Origin of the sequence: Croceitalea dokdonensis DOKDO 023 (assembly GCF_001306415.1) — a bacterium.
GTDB classification, from domain to species: domain Bacteria; phylum Bacteroidota; class Bacteroidia; order Flavobacteriales; family Flavobacteriaceae; genus Croceitalea; species Croceitalea dokdonensis.
Genome location: NZ_LDJX01000002.1, coordinates 209887 through 228992, shown reverse-complemented (window position 1 = coordinate 228992; position 19106 = coordinate 209887). Strand labels below are relative to the sequence as shown.

Annotated in this window: 18 protein-coding genes; 13 read left to right on the top strand and 5 right to left on the bottom strand. The window is 41.9% G+C overall.

Features of this window, described 5'->3' with window-relative positions; all coding sequences use genetic code 11:
* Window positions 1-3: 3 nt before the first annotated feature.
* Together I595_RS04555 and gldJ are read right to left on the bottom strand one after the other, a co-directional pair.
* Window positions 4-1284 carry a UDP-N-acetylmuramoyl-tripeptide--D-alanyl-D-alanine ligase gene (locus I595_RS04555; RefSeq protein WP_054558220.1) on the bottom strand — a complete coding sequence of 427 codons (1281 nt, stop codon included), beginning with the start codon at window positions 1282-1284 and terminating at the stop codon, window positions 4-6.
* Window positions 1285-1347: 63 nt separating this feature from the next.
* Window positions 1348-3006 carry a gliding motility lipoprotein GldJ gene (gldJ, locus tag I595_RS04550; RefSeq protein ID WP_054558219.1) on the bottom strand — a complete coding sequence of 553 codons (1659 nt, stop codon included), beginning with the start codon at window positions 3004-3006 and terminating at the stop codon, window positions 1348-1350.
* A 410-nt stretch (window positions 3007-3416) separates the two neighbouring features.
* On the opposite strand from gldJ, the gene porV reads away from it, so the two are divergent.
* From porV to I595_RS04485, 13 genes are all read left to right on the top strand, one after another.
* Window positions 3417-4580: a type IX secretion system outer membrane channel protein PorV gene (porV, locus tag I595_RS04545; protein ID WP_054558218.1), complete on the top strand. Its 1164-nt coding sequence runs from the start codon at window positions 3417-3419 to the stop codon at window positions 4578-4580.
* A gap of 81 nt (window positions 4581-4661) precedes the next feature.
* Window positions 4662-5153 (top strand): cytidine deaminase, encoded by a 492-nt coding sequence (gene cdd, locus I595_RS04540; protein ID WP_054558217.1) that lies wholly within the window; start codon window positions 4662-4664, stop codon window positions 5151-5153.
* Between the two features lie 81 nt (window positions 5154-5234).
* A complete protein-coding gene (gene pdhA, locus I595_RS04535) occupies window positions 5235-6233 on the top strand; it encodes a pyruvate dehydrogenase (acetyl-transferring) E1 component subunit alpha (RefSeq protein WP_054558216.1) in 999 nt (332 codons plus the stop codon).
* A 5-nt stretch (window positions 6234-6238) separates the two neighbouring features.
* Window positions 6239-7873 carry a pyruvate dehydrogenase complex dihydrolipoamide acetyltransferase gene (locus I595_RS04530; protein WP_054558215.1) on the top strand — a complete coding sequence of 545 codons (1635 nt, stop codon included), beginning with the start codon at window positions 6239-6241 and terminating at the stop codon, window positions 7871-7873.
* Between the two features lie 96 nt (window positions 7874-7969).
* Window positions 7970-9019: a M28 family metallopeptidase gene (locus tag I595_RS04525; RefSeq protein ID WP_083467493.1), complete on the top strand. Its 1050-nt coding sequence runs from the start codon at window positions 7970-7972 to the stop codon at window positions 9017-9019.
* A gap of 75 nt (window positions 9020-9094) precedes the next feature.
* Window positions 9095-10189 carry a three-Cys-motif partner protein TcmP gene (locus tag I595_RS04520; RefSeq protein ID WP_054558214.1) on the top strand — a complete coding sequence of 365 codons (1095 nt, stop codon included), beginning with the start codon at window positions 9095-9097 and terminating at the stop codon, window positions 10187-10189.
* Entirely contained in the window at window positions 10190-10915 is a 726-nt protein-coding gene (locus I595_RS04515; protein WP_054558213.1) for a DUF5131 family protein, read from the top strand. It abuts the gene before it with no gap.
* A gap of 169 nt (window positions 10916-11084) precedes the next feature.
* Complete coding sequence (locus I595_RS04510; RefSeq protein WP_054558212.1) at window positions 11085-11606, top strand: hypothetical protein; 522 nt, start codon at window positions 11085-11087, stop codon at window positions 11604-11606.
* A gap of 10 nt (window positions 11607-11616) precedes the next feature.
* Complete coding sequence (locus I595_RS04505) at window positions 11617-12405, top strand: hypothetical protein (RefSeq protein ID WP_157449647.1); 789 nt, start codon at window positions 11617-11619, stop codon at window positions 12403-12405.
* Between the two features lie 63 nt (window positions 12406-12468).
* Window positions 12469-13302 carry a M23 family metallopeptidase gene (locus I595_RS04500; protein ID WP_157449646.1) on the top strand — a complete coding sequence of 278 codons (834 nt, stop codon included), beginning with the start codon at window positions 12469-12471 and terminating at the stop codon, window positions 13300-13302.
* Window positions 13303-13596: 294 nt separating this feature from the next.
* Window positions 13597-13743 carry a hypothetical protein gene (locus tag I595_RS17785; RefSeq protein WP_316934158.1) on the top strand — a complete coding sequence of 49 codons (147 nt, stop codon included), beginning with the start codon at window positions 13597-13599 and terminating at the stop codon, window positions 13741-13743.
* 628 nt (window positions 13744-14371) lie between these two features.
* Window positions 14372-14800, top strand: coding sequence for a hypothetical protein (locus I595_RS04490; RefSeq protein ID WP_245628225.1), 429 nt, complete (start codon window positions 14372-14374; stop codon window positions 14798-14800).
* A 129-nt stretch (window positions 14801-14929) separates the two neighbouring features.
* Window positions 14930-15613, top strand: a complete 684-nt coding sequence (locus I595_RS04485; RefSeq protein ID WP_054558207.1) for an SDR family NAD(P)-dependent oxidoreductase — start codon at window positions 14930-14932, stop codon at window positions 15611-15613.
* Between the two features lie 136 nt (window positions 15614-15749).
* Here I595_RS04485 and I595_RS04480 read toward each other — a convergent pair whose 3' ends face one another.
* The 3 genes from I595_RS04480 to I595_RS17710 are packed head-to-tail and all read right to left on the bottom strand — an operon-like array spanning window position 15750 to window position 18949.
* Window positions 15750-16382: a peptidylprolyl isomerase gene (locus I595_RS04480; RefSeq protein WP_054558206.1), complete on the bottom strand. Its 633-nt coding sequence runs from the start codon at window positions 16380-16382 to the stop codon at window positions 15750-15752.
* Window positions 16383-16389: 7 nt separating this feature from the next.
* A complete protein-coding gene (locus I595_RS04475) occupies window positions 16390-18768 on the bottom strand; it encodes an amylo-alpha-1,6-glucosidase (RefSeq protein WP_054558205.1) in 2379 nt (792 codons plus the stop codon).
* Between the two features lie 58 nt (window positions 18769-18826).
* Window positions 18827-18949, bottom strand: coding sequence for a hypothetical protein (locus I595_RS17710; protein WP_262485529.1), 123 nt, complete (start codon window positions 18947-18949; stop codon window positions 18827-18829).
* Between the last annotated feature and the right edge of the window lie 157 nt (window positions 18950-19106).

The window sequence follows — 19106 nt, the reverse complement described above, 5'->3', positions numbered from 1 at the left end:
ACTTTAGGAGTAAATGCTATCTAGGATACGTTCCAAGGCCATGCCTCTTGAGCCTTTGATGAGTATGGACGAGGACGGAATTTTTGATGTTCCCAAATGCGCTTTTAAGTCCTCAAAGGTTTTAAATTTTGGATATTGGCTGGTCGTTTTATAAAAGTTCTCCCCCACCAGGTATACCTCGTCAAAACCAAGTTCTTTGGCCAGTTCTGCAATGTATTGGTGTTCTTTTTCCGCTTCTTCTCCCAATTCAAACATATCGCCAAGGAAAAGGATTTTGGTGTTGGCCGTATTTTTTTGAAAGCTTTCCAAGGCCGCTTTCATGCTTGTGGGATTGGCATTGTAGGCATCCAGAAGTATTTCGTACCCTTGTTTTTTGATCAATTGCGAACGATTGTTTTCCGGGACATACCCTTCTATGGCGCTTTTAATGGCATCAATGGGGACATTAAAGTACTTCCCCACTAATACCGCAATGGCGCAATTGGTGAAATTATAATGGCCTACCAGTTGGGTGTTAATGGTTTGTCCCTCAAAACTTAGGCTTACATAGGGCTCTGAGGCTATCATCCGTATGTTATAATATTCATGGTCTGTTTGGCTAAATCCAATTTTCTTGATATGGCTGGACAGCTTTTCTTTTTGTATGGCGTCGTCCGCATTCAGGAAAGCGTACCTATTATTGTCCATAAGGTAGTCGTAAAGCTCGCTTTTGCCTTTAATCACACCTTCCACACCGCCAAAACCCTCTAAATGCGCTTTTCCAAAATTGGTGATATAGCCATAATCTGGTTGTGAAATAGCGCTCAGCATGGCAATTTCTTTTTGATGGTTGGCACCCATTTCTATAATGGCCATTTCTGTCTCTGGGGCAATGGTCAAAAGGCTTAATGGTACCCCTATATGGTTGTTAAGGTTACCTTTGGTGGCAATGGTACTATAGGTTGTGGACAGCACCGCGTAGATAAGCTCCTTAGTAGTGGTTTTTCCGTTGCTTCCTGTAAGTGAGATGACTTTGGCCTTGCAGTAATTTCTATGGTAGGTTGCCAGTTCCTGTAATGTGTTAAGCACATTGTCCACCAAAATGGTTCGCTCCTGGCCAGCATGGGCAGCATCGTCCACAACGGCGTATGCCGCACCCTTTTCCAAGACTTCCCTGGCAAATGTATTTCCATTGAAATTGGGGCCTTTAAGGGCAAAATATATACCGTTTTCAATACAGTTCCTACTATCCGTAAAAGCGTTTGGATGCCTAAGAAAAAGCTGGTGCAGTGATGATATTTCCATAGGTCTAAGATAAAAAAAGCCCCTAACTTTTCAGCTAGGGGCTCCATGATATCTTATGCAATTTTATTTTGCCTTTTTGTGCCGTACCGTTTTGTTTTTGGTTTTGGATTTGGAACCTACCCGTGACATAGCGCATCTAAAACCAATATCATCGGTTGCCATGTACTGTGGTAAATAGCGTCTTTGTGCAGGGTCTAACCAAAAGGCCCTATCCCTCCAAGAACCACCTTTGTAAATCCTTACTTCATCGTTGATTAATGAAGTCCTGTAATTTGAGGTATCATATTGACGGATTAAATTTCCGGTAGAATCCCTCTCCACTTTATGCTTTGGGGAATCGTACATTTTCCTGGCATCCTCATCTTCATCGCTAAAACGCTCAAAGAATCTGGAAGAACCTGGGTCACCGTCCCTAAACCCTCTGTTATCACTGGAAGAGAAGTTGGTCCTTAAATAGGTTTCTTCTTCCCCCACGGGAACCATTTTAATTTCCCCTGGAAGGTTCATGGCCACAACTTTGCCGTTGGGAAGGGTATCAAACACCACAGAGTCCCTAAGTATTTGTACTTTTCCATCCTCTCCGATGGCTTTTTTCATATAAATGTTGCCCCTGTAGTAATTAAAATCACTGATCTCATCATCCACTATGGGTCGGTAAACATCGGCCACCCACTCAGAAACGTTACCTGCCATATCGTAAAGTCCAAAATCGTTGGGCTTGTAGGATCTTACTTCGGCAGTGATATCGGCTCCATCATCGGACCATCCAGCTATACCGCCATAATCACCCTTACCTTGTTTAAAGTTGGCCAATTGGTCTCCGCGGCCAACACGCTGTCCACTTCGGGTATAATCTCCCTCCCATGGATATTTTTTTCTACCTCTATAATTGTTGTATTCCCTTGTTCCGATAAGGGCCTGTGCCGCATATTCCCACTCGGTCTCCGTAGGTAGCCTATATTCTGGCATGATGATACCGCTGCTTCTCTTGGCAAAGGTATTGGTACTGTCCTTTTTTTGTTTTCCCTGAAGGGAATCTATCTGGCCACCGTAAACGGATTCTGGATTGTTTAAATAGGCCTCCGTACTGAAGGTTCCACCTATTTCTCCACTTAGGACTTGATACTTAGCATCCTGGGCCAAATAGCCCTCGCGTTCCAACATGGCTTCATTGACACGGTCCGTTCTCCACTCGGCATATTGTGTTGCCTGAACCCAATTTACCCCTACAACGGGATATTCCGCATAGGCTGGGTGCCTTAAATAACTGTTGGTCATGGTCTCGTTAAAACCCAATCTGTTTCTCCAGACCAAGGTATCCGGGAGTGCCCCTTTGTAGATATTTTCATACATCGGATTTTCAGGAGGATAGACCGCCTTTAAATAATCCAAATATTCCAAGTACATAAGGTTGGTCACCTCGGACTCATCCATATAAAAGGACTGTACATGCTGTTGTGTGGGAGAATTGTTCCAGTCATGCATCACATCATCCTGAACCTGGCCTTTGGTAAAGGTTCCACCTTCAATAAACACCGTTCCTGGAGGCGTTTCCTGTTCCTTGAATTCAGAATTGTACTGAAAACCACCTTCCTTGGCATTGATCTTCCATCCGGTAGCCCTAGAAACATTCTTAGAGGAAGAGGATGAATTTTTGCAACTAGAAAGTGGGCCGGCGACGACCGCACATGATAGCACAATTTTAAAAACGTAATTTTTCATAATTAGGACTTGAGTTCAAAAACCAACTATTTGCTGTAATGTTGGTACTTTAGGTTCATTTGATTTAAAGCTCTATCGGCATAAGAACGAAAAGAAAAACAGAATATTTTATCCGATGAAAATAAATCTGTGCATTTCGTTATGTGCCTTTGGCGTTCTACTGTAGAGATAACGATGTAAAGTGCAATGTAGTATAAATGCATATTGGCTTTAACACTGGTGTGGAGCACCTTTGGAACCTCATGGGCCAATCTTGGAACGCATTAATGCAGTTGAACGGATTTTTGGAACAATTTGATACGCAGGTATAAGATTTGCCCAAAAAGCCCGTTTATGGGTAGTACATCTATATTTTTTGAACACCTTATAGTATGTTCAGACCTTTAACCAGATTAACTGATATGATACAAATGAAAAAATTTATGCTACTCAGCTTTCTGTTGGCCGGTGTAGGTGCCAGTGCCCAATTAGAAAGAACCATTACCACTGCGGTTCCCTTTTTGAACATAGCGGCAGATGCCAGGGCCTCCGGTATGGGGGATATGGGAGTGGCCACCCCGGTTGATGCCTTTTCCCAGCAATGGAATGCGGCAAAATTTGCCTTTGCGGAACAAAAAATGGGCATTGGTGTGAGCTATACCCCATATTTGGAAAGCATTGTAACGGATATCTCCTTGTTAAACGCAAGTATTTACAATAAACTAAGTGATCGGAGTGCCTTTGCATTTTCCATCAGGTATTTTGGACTGGGGGATATTGAGCTTAGGCAAACCATAGACCAGACCCCGGTCATCGTAAATCCAAATGAATTTGCTTTGGACGGTTCTTATTCCTTGAAATTGAGCAATACGTTCTCCATGGCAGTGGGCGGTCGTTTTATCAGTTCCAACCTTAGGTTTCAAGATTCACAGCAAGATTCGCAGGGAGCCAATTCTTTTGCAGTGGATGTTTCCGGTTTTTACAGGTCTCCGGAGATTGCCTACAATAATTTTGACGGTCGCTGGAGGGCAGGATTCAATATTTCCAATTTAGGGGGTAAATTACAGTATGATGAAGGCGGGCAAGAAAACTTTTTGCCCACCAATTTAAAGTTTGGTGCCGGTTTTGATTTTATTCTGGACCAGGATAACGTCATTGGCGTCTACTCAGAGTTCAACAAACTTTTGGTCCCCACCCCACGGGATTTTGTTGATGAATTCGGAAATACACCTTCTGATGGCGTAATCACATCTGCTGACAACGATATTTATCAGCAAATTAGTTTCTTTAATGGCGTGTTTGAATCTTTTGGTGATGCGCCCGACGGATTTAGTGAGGAGCTGCAGGAGTTAACATGGGCCTTTGGTACGGAATACCGCTACCAGGACGCCTTTATGCTCCGTGCAGGTTATTTTAACGAAAACCCAAACAAGGGGGCAAGACAATTTTTTACCTTGGGTGCTGGCTTTAAGTTTAAGGCGGCGCAAATAGATTTATCCTATTTGTTTTCCACTTCCCAAGTCAGGAATCCCTTGGAGAACACCCTTCGTTTTTCACTTACCTTTAATTTTGGTGAAGAATTTTATAACGATTAAGGAGCAAAATAAAATACAAGCAAAACCCCAACGGCCGTTGGGGTTTTCTTATTTTTAGGATTCCCAAAAATGCATCGGACCATGAAAAGGAAGACCGTCTCTTTTAAGTATACCCAATACGACACCATTACAGAACTACCGGAACGGGAACGATCGCTTTTAAAGGCCGCCATTGCGTCCAGAGAAAAAGCCTACGCCCCGTATTCCAATTTTCAGGTGGGTGCGGCCGTTTTATTGGATAGTGGCGTTGTGGTTTTGGGTAACAACCAGGAAAATGCCTCTTATCCATCGGGCCTGTGTGCAGAACGCGTGGCCATTTTTAGTGCTGGTGCCAATTATCCGGAACAACACGTTAAAATGATTGCCATAAGTGCCAGCGCAAAGGGGTATGAAGTGGACCGTCCTGCCGCGCCTTGTGGAAACTGTAGGCAGTCCATTGCAGAGTATGAACAACGGCAGCAGAAGCCCATTCAAATCATACTGCAAGGCAAAAATGGCCCGGTGTATGTATGTGATTCCATTGCAGATTTGTTACCCCTGGCATTTAATAGCTCTTTTTTGAGTGATTCTTAAATCAATTTTTTTCCCAAAAGAGATATATCCGTATTTTTGTTTTTCCCAAAAATGGGGTAACGTTATTTAACATACCAATTGATGAAAAAAATAACCAAAGAGGTATACCGTAACTGGTACGAAGAGATGTTGTTTTGGCGAAAGTTTGAAGATAAGCTTGCCGCAGTTTACATTCAACAAAAGGTGAGGGGTTTTTTACATTTGTACAATGGTCAGGAAGCGGTTTTGGCGGGCTCTTTGCATGCCATGGATTTGACCAAGGATCGTATGATAACCGCGTACCGTAACCACGTACAGCCTATAGGTATGGGCGTAGACCCCAAAATGGTGATGGCAGAGCTCTTTGGTAAGGTCACCGGAACCTCCAAAGGTATGGGCGGTTCCATGCACATTTTTTCCAAGGAACACCGTTTCTATGGAGGACATGGTATCGTTGGTGGTCAAATTCCCCTGGGTGCCGGTCTGGCCTTTGCGGACAAATATTTTAAGCGTGATAATGTAACCCTGTGTTATATGGGCGATGGCGCCGTTAGGCAAGGTTCATTACATGAAGCCTTTAACTTGGCCATGTTATGGCAGCTGCCGGTTGTCTTTATTTGTGAAAACAATGGCTATGCCATGGGGACATCCGTGGCAAGGACTTCCTACTCCACGGATATCTACAAATTGGGACTGGGTTACGAGATGCCCTGTGCCCCGGTAGATGGTATGGATCCGGTAACCGTGGCCAAAGAGGTAGATAAGGCCATTGAACGCGCAAGGACTGGGGGCGGCCCAACCTTCTTGGAAATGAAAACGTATCGGTACAGAGGGCACTCCATGTCAGATGCGCAGCACTACCGTACCAAGGATGAGGTAGAAGAATACAAAAAAATAGACCCTATTACCCAGGTCAAAGACGTACTTCTGGAAAAAGGCTATGCCACGGAAGAGGAAATCAAGGAGATGGACAAGCGGGTGAAAGCCCGAGTGGCCGAGTGTGAGAAATTCGCGGAGGAATCAGATTTTCCACCAGTACAACAATTGTACGATATGGTGTACGAACAAGAAGATTATCCATTCATTAAACATAAACTCTAGAGTAGATGGCAGAAGTAATCAATATGCCCAGACTGAGCGATACCATGGAAGAGGGTACCGTTGCAAAATGGCTAAAGCAAGTGGGTGATAAAGTGGAAGAAGGGGATATTTTGGCCGAGATTGAAACAGATAAGGCCACTATGGAGTTTGAGTCCTTTAATGAAGGAACCTTGTTGCACATTGGTATCGCAGAAGGGGAGGGAGCCCCTGTGGACACCTTGCTTGCCATCATTGGGGAGGAAGGCGAGGATATTTCTGGACTAATTGGAGGCAACACTGTCCCACAGGAAGAGACCGCTGATGCTGTTTCCGACGAAAAGGCCCCGGCCCCAGCGCCGAGTTCAGGTGGTGAGGTTCCAGAGGGTGTTGAAATCATTACCATGCCCAGATTGTCCGATACCATGGAAGAAGGTACCGTGGCCGCTTGGTTAAAAAAAGTGGGCGATGTGGTGGAAGAAGGAGACATTCTGGCGGAAATAGAAACCGATAAGGCTACCATGGAGTTTGAGTCTTTTTACTCGGGAACCTTACTGCATATAGGTATTCAGGAGGGTGAAGGCGCCCCGGTAGATTCTTTGCTGGCGGTCATTGGCCCAGAAGGGACCGATGTTAATGCCGTTTTAAATGCGGGAAAGGCAACCCCAAGTACGGAGGCCAAAGCAGAGGATACAGCGGAGAAGGAACCCGCCAAAACCGCAGAACCCAGCGAGCCGGCAGCACCAGCAGCTGCTATGGATGGCTCAAGGATTTATGCTTCCCCACTCGCAAAAAAAATCGCCGCCGACAAGGGTATAGATTTGGCTACCGTAAAAGGTAGTGGGGACAATGGTAGGATCGTTAAACGGGATGTGGAAAACTATCAGCCCGCAGCGACCGCTACCGCGCCTGCACAGACAGCAGCAGCAACCAGCGCCATTGCTGCCCCAGCACCGGCACCCGTAGTATTACCGGTAGGTGAAGAGGGAACGGAAGAGGTGAAGAACTCCCAAATGCGCAAGGTAATCGCCAAGCGTTTGAGCGAATCTAAATTTTCAGCGCCACATTATTACCTCACCATAGAAGTGGATATGGACCATGCGAAAGCATCGCGTGCCCAAATCAATAGCCTGCCAGATACCAAGGTGTCTTTTAACGATATGGTGCTAAAAGCATGCGCCATGGCCCTAAAAAAGCATCCGCAGGTAAATACTACCTGGAACAATGATACCACCAAGTACAACCATCACGTGCACGTTGGGGTGGCCGTAGCTGTGGAAGATGGGCTAGTGGTTCCCGTGTTAAAATTTACGGACCAAATGAACCTCACCCAAATTGGTGCTGCGGTAAAGGATATGGCCGGGCGCGCAAGAAACAAAAAGCTTACCCCAGCAGAAATGGAAGGGAGCACCTTTACCGTTTCCAACTTGGGTATGTTTGGTATATTGGAGTTTACTTCCATCATCAACCAGCCCAATTCTGCCATTTTATCCGTGGGTGCCATTGTGCAAAAGCCAGTGGTAAAAAATGGGGAAATCGTTGTGGGCAATACCATGAAGGTGACCTTGGCCTGTGACCATAGAACCGTGGATGGGGCCACCGGAGCACAGTTTTTACAAACATTGAGGGCGTATTTGGAGAACCCCGTGACCATGCTGGCCTAAACGGATTGTTTGGTAGCTAATTATACAAAGCATCCTAGGTTCCTAGGATGCTTTTTTTATCTTTAGACCTAAAGAATTGTTTTAGCACACGTACTTATGAGACACAGGATTATTGCAGTATTGGCCTTAGTAGTTCTTGCTACGGCTTGTAAAAACACCAAAAACCTAAAAGAGCCGGTGGCCACGGATGGTTTAACCCCAGATGGGGTGCAAATGCCCAACCGGCCTGTGGGGGAAGATGCCCCAGAAGGCGTAATGGCAAAACTCAGTGCCGCCTACCCAACGGTCACCACCGCTGAAGACATAGGGGAAATCATGAATTTTTTGGCCTCTGATGCCTTACAGGGCCGTGATTCTGGCAGTGAAGGCATTGAAATGGCCGCCCAATTTATTGAGGAAAAATTTAAGGTGCAGGGAGTGATGCCCTATTTTGATAGTTATAGGGATACCTTGTCCAACTTTACCAAACCCGCATACAATGTGGTTGGCGTTGTGCCCGGTACCGATGCCGACCTAAAGGACGAGCTGATCCTAATTGGTGCCCACTATGACCATATTGGGATGATCCAAGAAGTGAATGGGGACGCCATTGCCAACGGCGCCAATGACAACGCCTCCGGGACGGCTACCGTAATGGAATTTGCACGGTACTTTGCAGCGAACCCCACAAAGCGCAGCTTGGTGTTTGCCCTGTTCAGCGCGGAGGAAAAAGGGCTGTTGGGTTCCAAGCACTTGGCCAAGAAAATGAAGGATTTAAACGTGCCGCTCTATGCTATGCTCAACTTTGAGATGACGGGCGTACCGTTGGAGGGCAAGGACTATGAGGTGTATATCACCGGTTATGACAATTCTAACCTGGCCCAGGTGAGTAACCGCTATGCCAAGGCCAATTTGGTGGGTTTCTTGCCAACGGCCAAGGAGTTTAACCTGTTCCAGCGATCGGACAACTATCCATTCCACCAAGAATATGGGGTGCCTGCACACACCTTTTGCACCTTTGACTTTACCAACTTTGACCATTATCACAAAGTAGGGGATGAGGTAGACGTAGTGGATTTTGCACATATGGCACAAATGGTGAATAAAATGATTCCCGTTTTGGAAGGCATTGCCAATGCCGCTACCCAAGAAATACAGATGAACTAAACAGCTAAAAAAGCTGGTTTAGGATTAGCGACCTTTTGGTAGCGTTTGTTTAGTTGTAAGGCACAATTTGGAAAAATGAGCAAAGAATTCTTTAATAGACCATTCACGGAAGACACCAACGTAAAGCTTGAACTTTACCGTGAGTATCTTAAAAAATGGTTCCCTGTTTTCCTAGCTGCTCATAGGCCTTTTGTACAAATAGTAAACCTGTTTGACCTATTTTGTGGTACGGGCAGAGATTCAGAAGGTACCGCAGGAAGTCCAATAATTGCTTTAGAAGTCCTTAAAGAATTTGAAGACCTTGTAAAGACAACTAAAGTTCAAATTAATTTATTCTTCAATGACCAGAATAAACAATACCTCGAGCAATTAGACCAAAATATCAACAAGCTAGGATACGACAGAGAAAACATTAGTATCAATTTTCACAATGAAGATTTCGTTGAATTATTTCCCAAGCTGTTACCAAATACCAAGAAAGCAGCTAACTTGATGTTTTTAGACCAGTTCGGAATCAAGTACGTAAATAAAGAGAGATTCAAAGCCCTCATTGAACTTCCAGTAACAGACTTAATGTTTTTTATCTCATCGTCCACATTTAATAGATTCCCTAATGACCCCAACGTAGTTGATATTATTGGAATGGACTCTCAACAGATAAAAGATACCCCCTTTTATGATATTCACAGACTAGTCCATGAAAAGTACTCTGATTTGATACCAAAAAACCACTCGTATGGGTTAGCACCTTTTTCAATCCGAAAAGGGACTAACATCTACGGTTTAATTTTCGGGAGTGGCCATCCATTGGGGTTAGAAAAGTTTCTTGAGATTTGTTGGGGTCTTGATGGCGTAACAGGAGAAGCAAATTTTGATATTCAGGGCGACCAAAAAATACAGCTTCAACCTTCGCTTTTTGAAGAAGACAATAAACAGAAAAAAATCTCAAAATTTGAAGATAGTTTACGCTCAAAAATACTTGATGGAACTCTGAAGACGGATATTGATGTATTCCTCTTTGCTTTAAATAATGGCTTTATTGCAAGACATGTTATACCTGTGATTAAAGAAATGAAAGCAAGTAAATTAATCAGAGTATCAAATCCTTCATTTAAGTGTTCAACAGTTTGGAAGAAAAGTCGTGAACCTAAACAAATAGAAATATTATAAATGGCACAATCAAGCATAGAATGGACTGAAATGACTTGGAATCCCACTACGGGTTGCTCTAAGATATCCCAAGGGTGTAAATTCTGCTATGCAGAAATAATGTCTAAGAGGCTGCGAGCAATGGGTGTGGAGAAATACAAGGATAATTTTCAGGTGAGAACTCATGAAAGTGCTCTGAGAGTACCTTACACGTGGAAAAAGTCAAAAATAGTTTTTGTCAATTCCATGAGTGACCTTTTCCATAAGGATGTCCCATTAGATTTTATTCAAAAAGTCTTTAAGGTTATGCGTGATAATCCACAGCATGTTTTTCAAGTTCTCACAAAAAGAGCGGGCAGACTTTTGGAACTTGACAATCAACTTAAATGGAGCCACAATATTTGGATGGGCGTTTCTGTAGAAGATAAGAGAGTTACAAAACGAATTGACCAATTAAGACAGACACATGCAAAAACAAAGTTCCTATCCCTTGAACCATTAATTGGACCACTTCAAAATATGAATCTTGATAATATTGATTGGGTAATCGTTGGTGGAGAAAGTGGACATAATCCTAGACCTATGAAAGCCGATTGGGTAATAGACATACAGGAACAATGTGAAAAAAATGACGTAGCGTTTTTCTTCAAGCAGTGGGGTGGCAAAAACAAGAAAAAGAACGGGAGAATTTTGAACGGTAAAACTTATGATGAAATGCCTGAAATTGAGCTACAATTGAGTGTTTAAAATAAAAAACTGTGCCTAACAATGGGTATAAAATATAGGGCGAACAGTGGTTTCCGCAAGTTTCGGGTTCATAGTAAGCTTGGTTTCGGGCGGAAAGTTAAGTGCTCAGAAAAGCCCTACGTTTCATACCCGGGCCGTTAGCAAATATTAAAGTGCAAAAAATATTGAAATGAAGGAAAGTTTGTTGTTTGTAATACTACTATTTATGTTAGGTTGTTCATCTGATGATAGTAGTCGGGCTGATGCAGAAACAGGGGTAGTTGATTTCAAGATTGAAAAGTTCATTTTTGAGACTGACTCAAATAAAATTCGAACCTACATAACATGGGGAAATACAAATGGCACCTACCCTTATCGGTACTTTGTTTATAGTGGTCATGGGGCAACTGACTTCAGCAATCCCATTAGCAATGGCAACGGAAAGTCAACTGTATCCCTACACCAACCATCAACGGACTATACAATAAAAGTGCAATTTGACGTTAATGGAACGGTCAATACAGAAGAGTTCAGATATACAACACCGTCTATACAAGAATTTGATGATTTATTGTTGCAAATTGACACAAATTATATTGGATACACTGCTATCAATTATAATATAAGTGGTCTTAACCCTGATTTTCCAAATGAAATTTTTTATCAATTCATTAGGTTCTTTTACACAGAACCCATTACACATAAATTTTAATCAATCTGAATTGCAGATTTCTGACATTCCTATTTACTATGCACATATAGAAGGTGATTACAATTATAGTTTAGATATTTTTGTTTGTAAAAATGAGCTTTTAGGTGTTAAAAATCATTTTTCGACAGAAACCAGGAAATTATTTAAGCTTCCAGATGATGATTTCGAGGCATATGCATTTAACGTTCAAGATACATCGGTAAACATTGTAGCAAGAAATAATACAGATATTAATATTTATAGTCCTTCTACAACTGGACAACAGACAAATTATAATATCTATATAAATGATGAATTAATAGGTGAATATCAGTGCTATTGGGAATCTGGTTTTTCTAATGCAACCATCCCCACAATAGTTAATCTACTACCTAATAACAATTACCGCCTTAAAGTTGAGGTTGATTTTGATAATGAGCCTGTGGATACTAATTATGAACCCAACTTAGAACTGACAACTTTCAAAGAATTTGAATTTACTTCTTATAACTCTCCTTTAGTTTCTGAATTAGATGTTAGTACTTTCAATTTAACATCAACAGGTTTTGATTTATCTTGGAGAACAGACTTAAGTGGATTATATAATTGCGGGCCTTTTGAATATGATTATAGTTTTGTTTTAGAAATTGACGGAGTAGAAAATCAGACTTTCGATACAAGTTCAACTTTAATCAATGTAACTGGTTTAAACAACAATACGACCTATTCTATTAAATTGATTTGCAACTACTATTTTGTAGAAAACAATAATATAATTGAAACTAGAGTTTCGGAATTTGAAATTACTACTTCTGAATGAAAACACTTGCTAACACAAGCAACTGTTCATAGCCCAAGCGTTGACGCAAAAAACACCAACCATATGAAATTTAGAGTATTAGGTATAATGACACTATTCATTGTTGGTTGCTCAACGACTAAATTGCCTTCAAAGAAAATATCCCAAGCTGAAATTCCACCACCAACAATTAATCTTGAGAATAACAGTTTAGAAATTAAGCTAACAAATCCCGTTGATTGCCCAATTAGATTCGAAATTGAAACTAACAACCCAAATTTAAAAACAGTACTTGAACAACTTGGCACATTCGAATTAAAGGCACAATCAGATACAATAGTTAACATCATAAATGTTTCAGATTTTGACCAAAATATGTCATTCGCCTACAATTGGAAGTTTGGTAGTTTGTCAAAAAAAATCGAACCTATTAAACTGGAATTACCTTTTCTAAAAGGAAGGAAATACAAAGTTATCCAAGGAAACAATACAAATTATACTCATAATACAGACTGGTCAAGATTTGCTGTTGATTTTTCCCTAAAAATAAATGATACTATTTGTTCAGCAACAAATGGCTTTGTAGTTGGGGTTGTTGATAATTACAAATTTGGTGGAAAAGGAAAAGAATGGAAACCCTATGGAAATTTCATTACCGTATATGAACCAAATTCTGGAATATTTACCCAGTACGTTCATTTAACTGAAAATGGAAGCTTAGTTAACGTAGGCGACAAGGTCAAAAAAGGTCAAGCAATTGGATTATCAGGTATGACAGGCCAAACAGATGTAGAACATCTTCATTTCAATTGTTTAGTTCCAACCAACAGTGAAAATGGATTGATGTCAATAGCATTTGAATTTGTTGAAGGTCTTAAAAGTACTGAACTAAAAAAGGGTGATATAATTGAAAAATAACTGGGTAGAACATGGTAGCATAATACAAGCCATCTAATGGCTAAAAGGAAATGAAGTATATAAATTAAACGATAGTAACAAACCGAAAACTAACTGCATCATAATTCGGTACTATACGTATATGTTACTATAGGTGTCATTATTATAAAAATTTGAGTTTGGTTCGTTTACAGGGTAAAGTAGTATCATCATTGGATTTCTATGGCGAGACAGCGCATATCTTTCACGCGACCAAATGATGAATGGTTAAACGCACAAGTTGATAATCAAGAATATTTTAGTAAAAGCGAACTTGTGAAGGATTTAATTCGTCAGGCTAAATACCAACCACTCCAAATTGACTGGATTAGGGCAAAATTGGAAAAGTCTGAAAACAGCGGATTTACTAAAGAGGGTAAGGAACAAATCTTAGCACAGTCCTACTCTCCACTTAATGAGTAGGTATAGATAAAGTTACGATGCAAAAGAGGACCTAATTCGTATTCATCCTTATGGAATCAAAAAATTTGCAGTGCAACAAGCGGACAACTATTTCAAAAGGTTTTTTGAATATTTTGACAGTTTAGCTAACGATTCTCATTCGTTATAATTTGTGGAATACTAAAAAAGGGGATCACAGCTGTGTTTGCAGTTTGTGCAGCATTTACTATAAAATCAATAATGGCACGGTGGATATCACGGCGATTGTTGGAAAACAGGATTTGAAAAATATACGCTAAACTGCCCCCAAAATACGCTTGCCAACAAAACCTTTTAGCCATACGGGCTTACGGCTTACCTGTTGGAGGGCAGAATCGCAAGGTTTGTTTATTTTTATAAAGTCCATAAAACCTATGGCCTCGAGGCTTTGGGCTTCCTCTTTAGCCGGAAAAAGAAAAAAGAAAACCAAAAGATTTCCATATGTCCGTGGTAGAAAGCAAACGCTGGTTTACCCCCGTACTGTGCATAGCTCAACCCTCTACAAACTTCTATAAAAATATTTCTTTCAGATCAGGTCGAAATCATTAGTCCGCTATCAAAACCGGAAGTTCAAAAAAGACTACGGAAAAATATTCAACCAAAAAAAGGAATGGTTTTAAGGCTTGGCCGACCAGCAAACCAAAAAAGTTTTGAAGGAACGTTGTTCGGCAATAACTTTCAAATACAGCCAGTGATAAAGGGAAAAAACTCATTTTCACCCCAAATCAAAGGGACAATTACTGATAGCGCAAACGGAACGACCATTTTGATGGACTTAAAAATCCACAGATTTGTTATCGTATTTATGGCTTTTTGGCTGGGCGGGGTTGGACTGGGCTTCGTTGGGACCATTTATGGAATCCTTAGACAAGAGACCAATCCGTTATTTGCCGTTGTTCCTTTAGTGATGTTGGCCTTTGGGATAGGACTCGCATTTTTTGGGTTCAACTCAGAAAAAGAAAAATCAATTGCCAAAATAAAACAAATCGTGGACGGTAAGACAAGAAATAACAAGTTTGCTAACAGCGTAGACACGTAATTACCGCCCCATTTTCTGCCTAAAAATTGGGGCAATCAATTATCTTTACCTCCTTTTGAATATCTTCCGTTCTAGAATTCCGTAACGAAGCCATGTAGCACAGTCATTTAATGTAAGCGAATTAACATTATGTCTCATAAAAACATCATTATATCAGGAACCAGTAGGGGAATAGGTTTTGAACTGGCCAAGCAGTTTGCTGATGAAGGCCACAAGGTACTGGCCCTTTCTAGAAACCCAAGGCCCATTTTGGACCTGAACCATGCCAATATTGCCACTTTTGCCTTTGACCTTTGTAATGGGGATGATTACCATAAGGTGATGGAGTTTATTGATGAGTGGAACACGGTGGATGTCTTGGTCAATAATGCCGGGAGCCTGCTGAACAAACCCTTTGCAGAAACCACCATGGTAGATTTTGAAAGGGTGTATCGCGTTAATGTTTTTGGCGTTGCCGAACTCACTAGAATCCTATTGCCTAAAATGCACCAAGATTCGCATGTGGTTACCATAAGCTCCATGGGCGGTGTGCAGGGGAGCATGAAATTCCCTGGATTGGCTGCCTATAGCTCCAGTAAAGCAGCCGTAATTACCTTAACCGAGCTTTGGGCAGAAGAATTTAAGGAAACCGGACCATCGTTCAATGTTTTGGCCCTGGGCGCCGTACAGACCGAAATGCTGGCTGAAGCCTTCCCAGGGTATGAAGCTCCGGTAACCGCCGCAGCAATGGCTGCCTATATCAAGGATTTTAGCTTATCTGCCCATAAGCTTTATAATGGTAAGTTGTTACAGGTGAGCAATAGCACGCCTTAGGATTATGACCCATAAGTTTTTGGGCGCTATCAGATACCGCTTTTGTTTTGTTAGGATGCAGTGTGCGGTTCCTTATGGTTACAACCTAATCCATAACCTCTTTTTCAAGGACATGGGTATTAATGGTGTTTAGGTATTATTTTACTAAAGCTACCCCATAAATCGTATCCAACTTTGGGTATTTTTTGATAAAAGCATCTAGATGGGTATACATCACATCCAAGTTGTTCATGGTAGTGTCCGCATAACCATCATAAAGGGATTCCAATACATCCATGCCTTCCGTTACCCTGCCAAACGTGGGAAACCCCTTAACACCATTATAATCTAGTGTATCCAAACGGTGGTTGTCGCGTAGGTTGATAAATAAATCCGTTCCCCGGCTTTCTTTTCCTCCCCGGGCAAAACTCAAAGTGCCTTTTTCGTTGCCTTGGAGTACAGGTTCATCGGGTATTTTATACTGGTTCCAAGCTTGGTAAATGGTACTGTCATGTGCTCCAAATTGGGCAACAAAGCCGGGGTTCACCCTGTAAAATAAAATGTTGTCAAAATAACGCGTCTTCACCAACTGGTAAAAACGGTCCACCGCCTTGGGCGATAATTGGCGTTGTGCCACCACGTTAAAGTCGCCTTTTGAGGTTTGGAACTTGGCGGTAAAAGTATCAGGTGCTTGGGTTTTTGTCCAACTGGGTTTAAATTTTGAGCTGGAGCAGCTTAGGGCTAATGTCATCCATAGGACGTATGCACTAATGATTTTTAAATACTTCATGTTATCGTTAAAAGGTTATGGAAACTGTTTCACCTTTGCCTTTAATGATGGTTCCATTTTTAGTAGTGGTGATTTCGCCTTTATAGGTTTTAGGCTTTTCAGTTGCTGATGTTTTTAAAATAAGGGTCCAATCAATATTGGTCTGTTTAACCGTAATTGATGGTTTACCATTGGTCATAGCGTAGAATATAGAGATTTCATTATCTCCAATTTTGATATTTTCCAAGGAAGCTTCCTTCCATTTATCGGGCATCTGCGGATGTATTACTACTTCTTTGTTTGCCGCATTGGGCTGAATGCCAAAGAACTGCTGTACAATGGGGTAGGCATAGCTGTAAATATTCCAGGCCTGTGCCATCATCCCAAAATCTGGGGAGACCTCATACATGCTACCAGGCAAGGCATAGCTAAAGCTACGTGTCATACGTTCCAAATAATCCAAGGCTTCATTGGGTCTGCCGTAATTGTTTTCCCCAATGGCAGAAACGCCCGTAGGCAGGGTCATCACCGCACCGGTATAGTTGAAAATAGGCGGTGCTTTATAGGTATTTTCATTGGAACCGGCGGAGTTGTCCCTATCTATTCCCGTTACAAAAACCCCAAATGGGTTTACATAGGTTTTAGCGGTCTCCAGCGCTTTTACCGCTTTTTCCCCATCTGCAATACCCATTTCCATAGGGGTGTTCACCACCCAATTATGATGCAGCACAAATGGTCTGGCCTTGTCTGATGGATGGTTTACAATGAATTGCTTGGTCTTTTTCAATTCCGTTATGGACCAAGGTTTTCCCAAGGTGTCCGCGCGGACTATGGCATCATCAATTAAACGCAGAGCTTGTTCATCTGTCCCAATAAAATCCGCATACGACCCAAAATCTTCTGACCAGAATTCTGAGTTGATTCTTGCCTTCAATTCCTTGGCGATGGCCGCATAGTTTTTGGCAAGCTTGTCCTTGCCCAAAATAGTGGCCATTTGGGAGGCGTCATCAAAAGCTTTTTGGGAATAGACCGCCACATCGATCATTTCACTATCAAGACCGTGGATTTCCATCATCCCGAATCCTTCGGGAAAACCATTTCCATCCAAATCATTTTCCTTCAACAGCCAATCCAATCCCTTTTCAATGGTTGGAAAGTACTTTTCTAAAAATGTACGGTCACCGTTCCATTGGTAGATGCGCCAGATTAAGGTGGCAAACTGTGGGGTTTCGTTAATGTTGCCATTATTAAAAACAGCTCCGTTGGTAGACATTTCGTGAATGATTTTTCCATTGCCATTAACGGCCTCGGAGACGCTGTCCAGTAAGTGTATGGTGTTGTAAACGGCATCTTCCTGTCCAATGGCCATATACCCTTGTAGTGCATATTCACTATCTACCCCAAACCACCAAGGGTAATCTGGAATTCCGGCGGTGATACCTGTACCAATCTCTGGTACCTTGCGCACCAGCCAGTCACAATTGTATTTAAGCCACTCAAACGTTTGTTGCATTTTTTTGTCAGGGATGGTGAGCCGGGCCTGTTGGGCCAATTGTTGGTACCGTAATTTTTTCGCTTCAAAAAAAGAAGCAAGACTATCGTGCAGTTTGGTTGCCGTGGCGGTTGCAGCTTCTGTGGAGGTGTAGGATCCGGAGATGGCAAAACTAATGGTTTTGCTGCCTTTGTTGGGCAAGTTAAAATCAAACTCAAAGGTTCCGGAAGCCGTCAGGGCCTCACCGTCCAAGGTGGAGCTAAATTTTCTTTCCGGTTTTATGTTGGGTGAAATACAAGCTGTCCAAGGATTTTTGGAGTCCTTAAATATCCATCCCCAAATGCTGTCCGTATAGGTAGGCTCATCCTGTCCATTGACCATTTGGGTTCGCTCGCCCAACCAGGTGGGGCGTAAATCAGAATTTCCGGTGAATACAAAAGTAATGTTTTTTGGAGTTTCTCCGGTGTTCGCAATTGTATACTGCACCACCAATCCCTCCACATCGTCTGGTACAAATTGTGTCCGTACTACTTTGATGTCCTTGTCATTGAACAGAAAATGATGCTGATTGGCAAAAGGATAGTTTACAAAAGAAGTGGCATTATCTAGGGCAACAGTGTCATTGGCAAGCCGTATTTCTGCTTCAAACCCGTCCATTAATTTAATGGGATGGTTCCAGATGCCGCCCATTTCCCCTTTAATATGCCAACCAAGGTCGGGAAAGCTTCCGTTCTGGTGTCCTACCATATAGACCCTGTTGCCGGCTGTAACATAAGGGGAATCCAAATATTCTGCTTTGCCGGGAATACTTTTGGTATGGGTCAGGGCAGATGCCAAATCAAAAACGGGCTTTTCTGTGCATTGTACACAAAACAAAATGGAGAGTATGAAAAAAAAGCGTTTCGTAAAAATCATATCTTTTCCTTAAATCAAACGTAATCTATTTGGGCTATAAAAATGCTGCCCTGTCATCTTATTGGTTGCCGTCACCACTTTCCGGTGGTGGCAGCAATTGTATCGAGAATCTTCTGGTTTCCTTAGGTTTTATCTTTACCAGTGCCATTTTAGTACAGAAGCGTTGGAAAAACTTTCTCATTCATGTTTTTGAACTACTATTTGATCGCCATATTCCCTAATTTAAACCTTGATGTGAGCAATTTTAAATCCATCATTTATACGTTATTCCCCTGTATTCACCTAGGTCAGTTCGAGTGATTGTTGTCACCACTTTCCGGTGGTGGCGGCAATTGTAT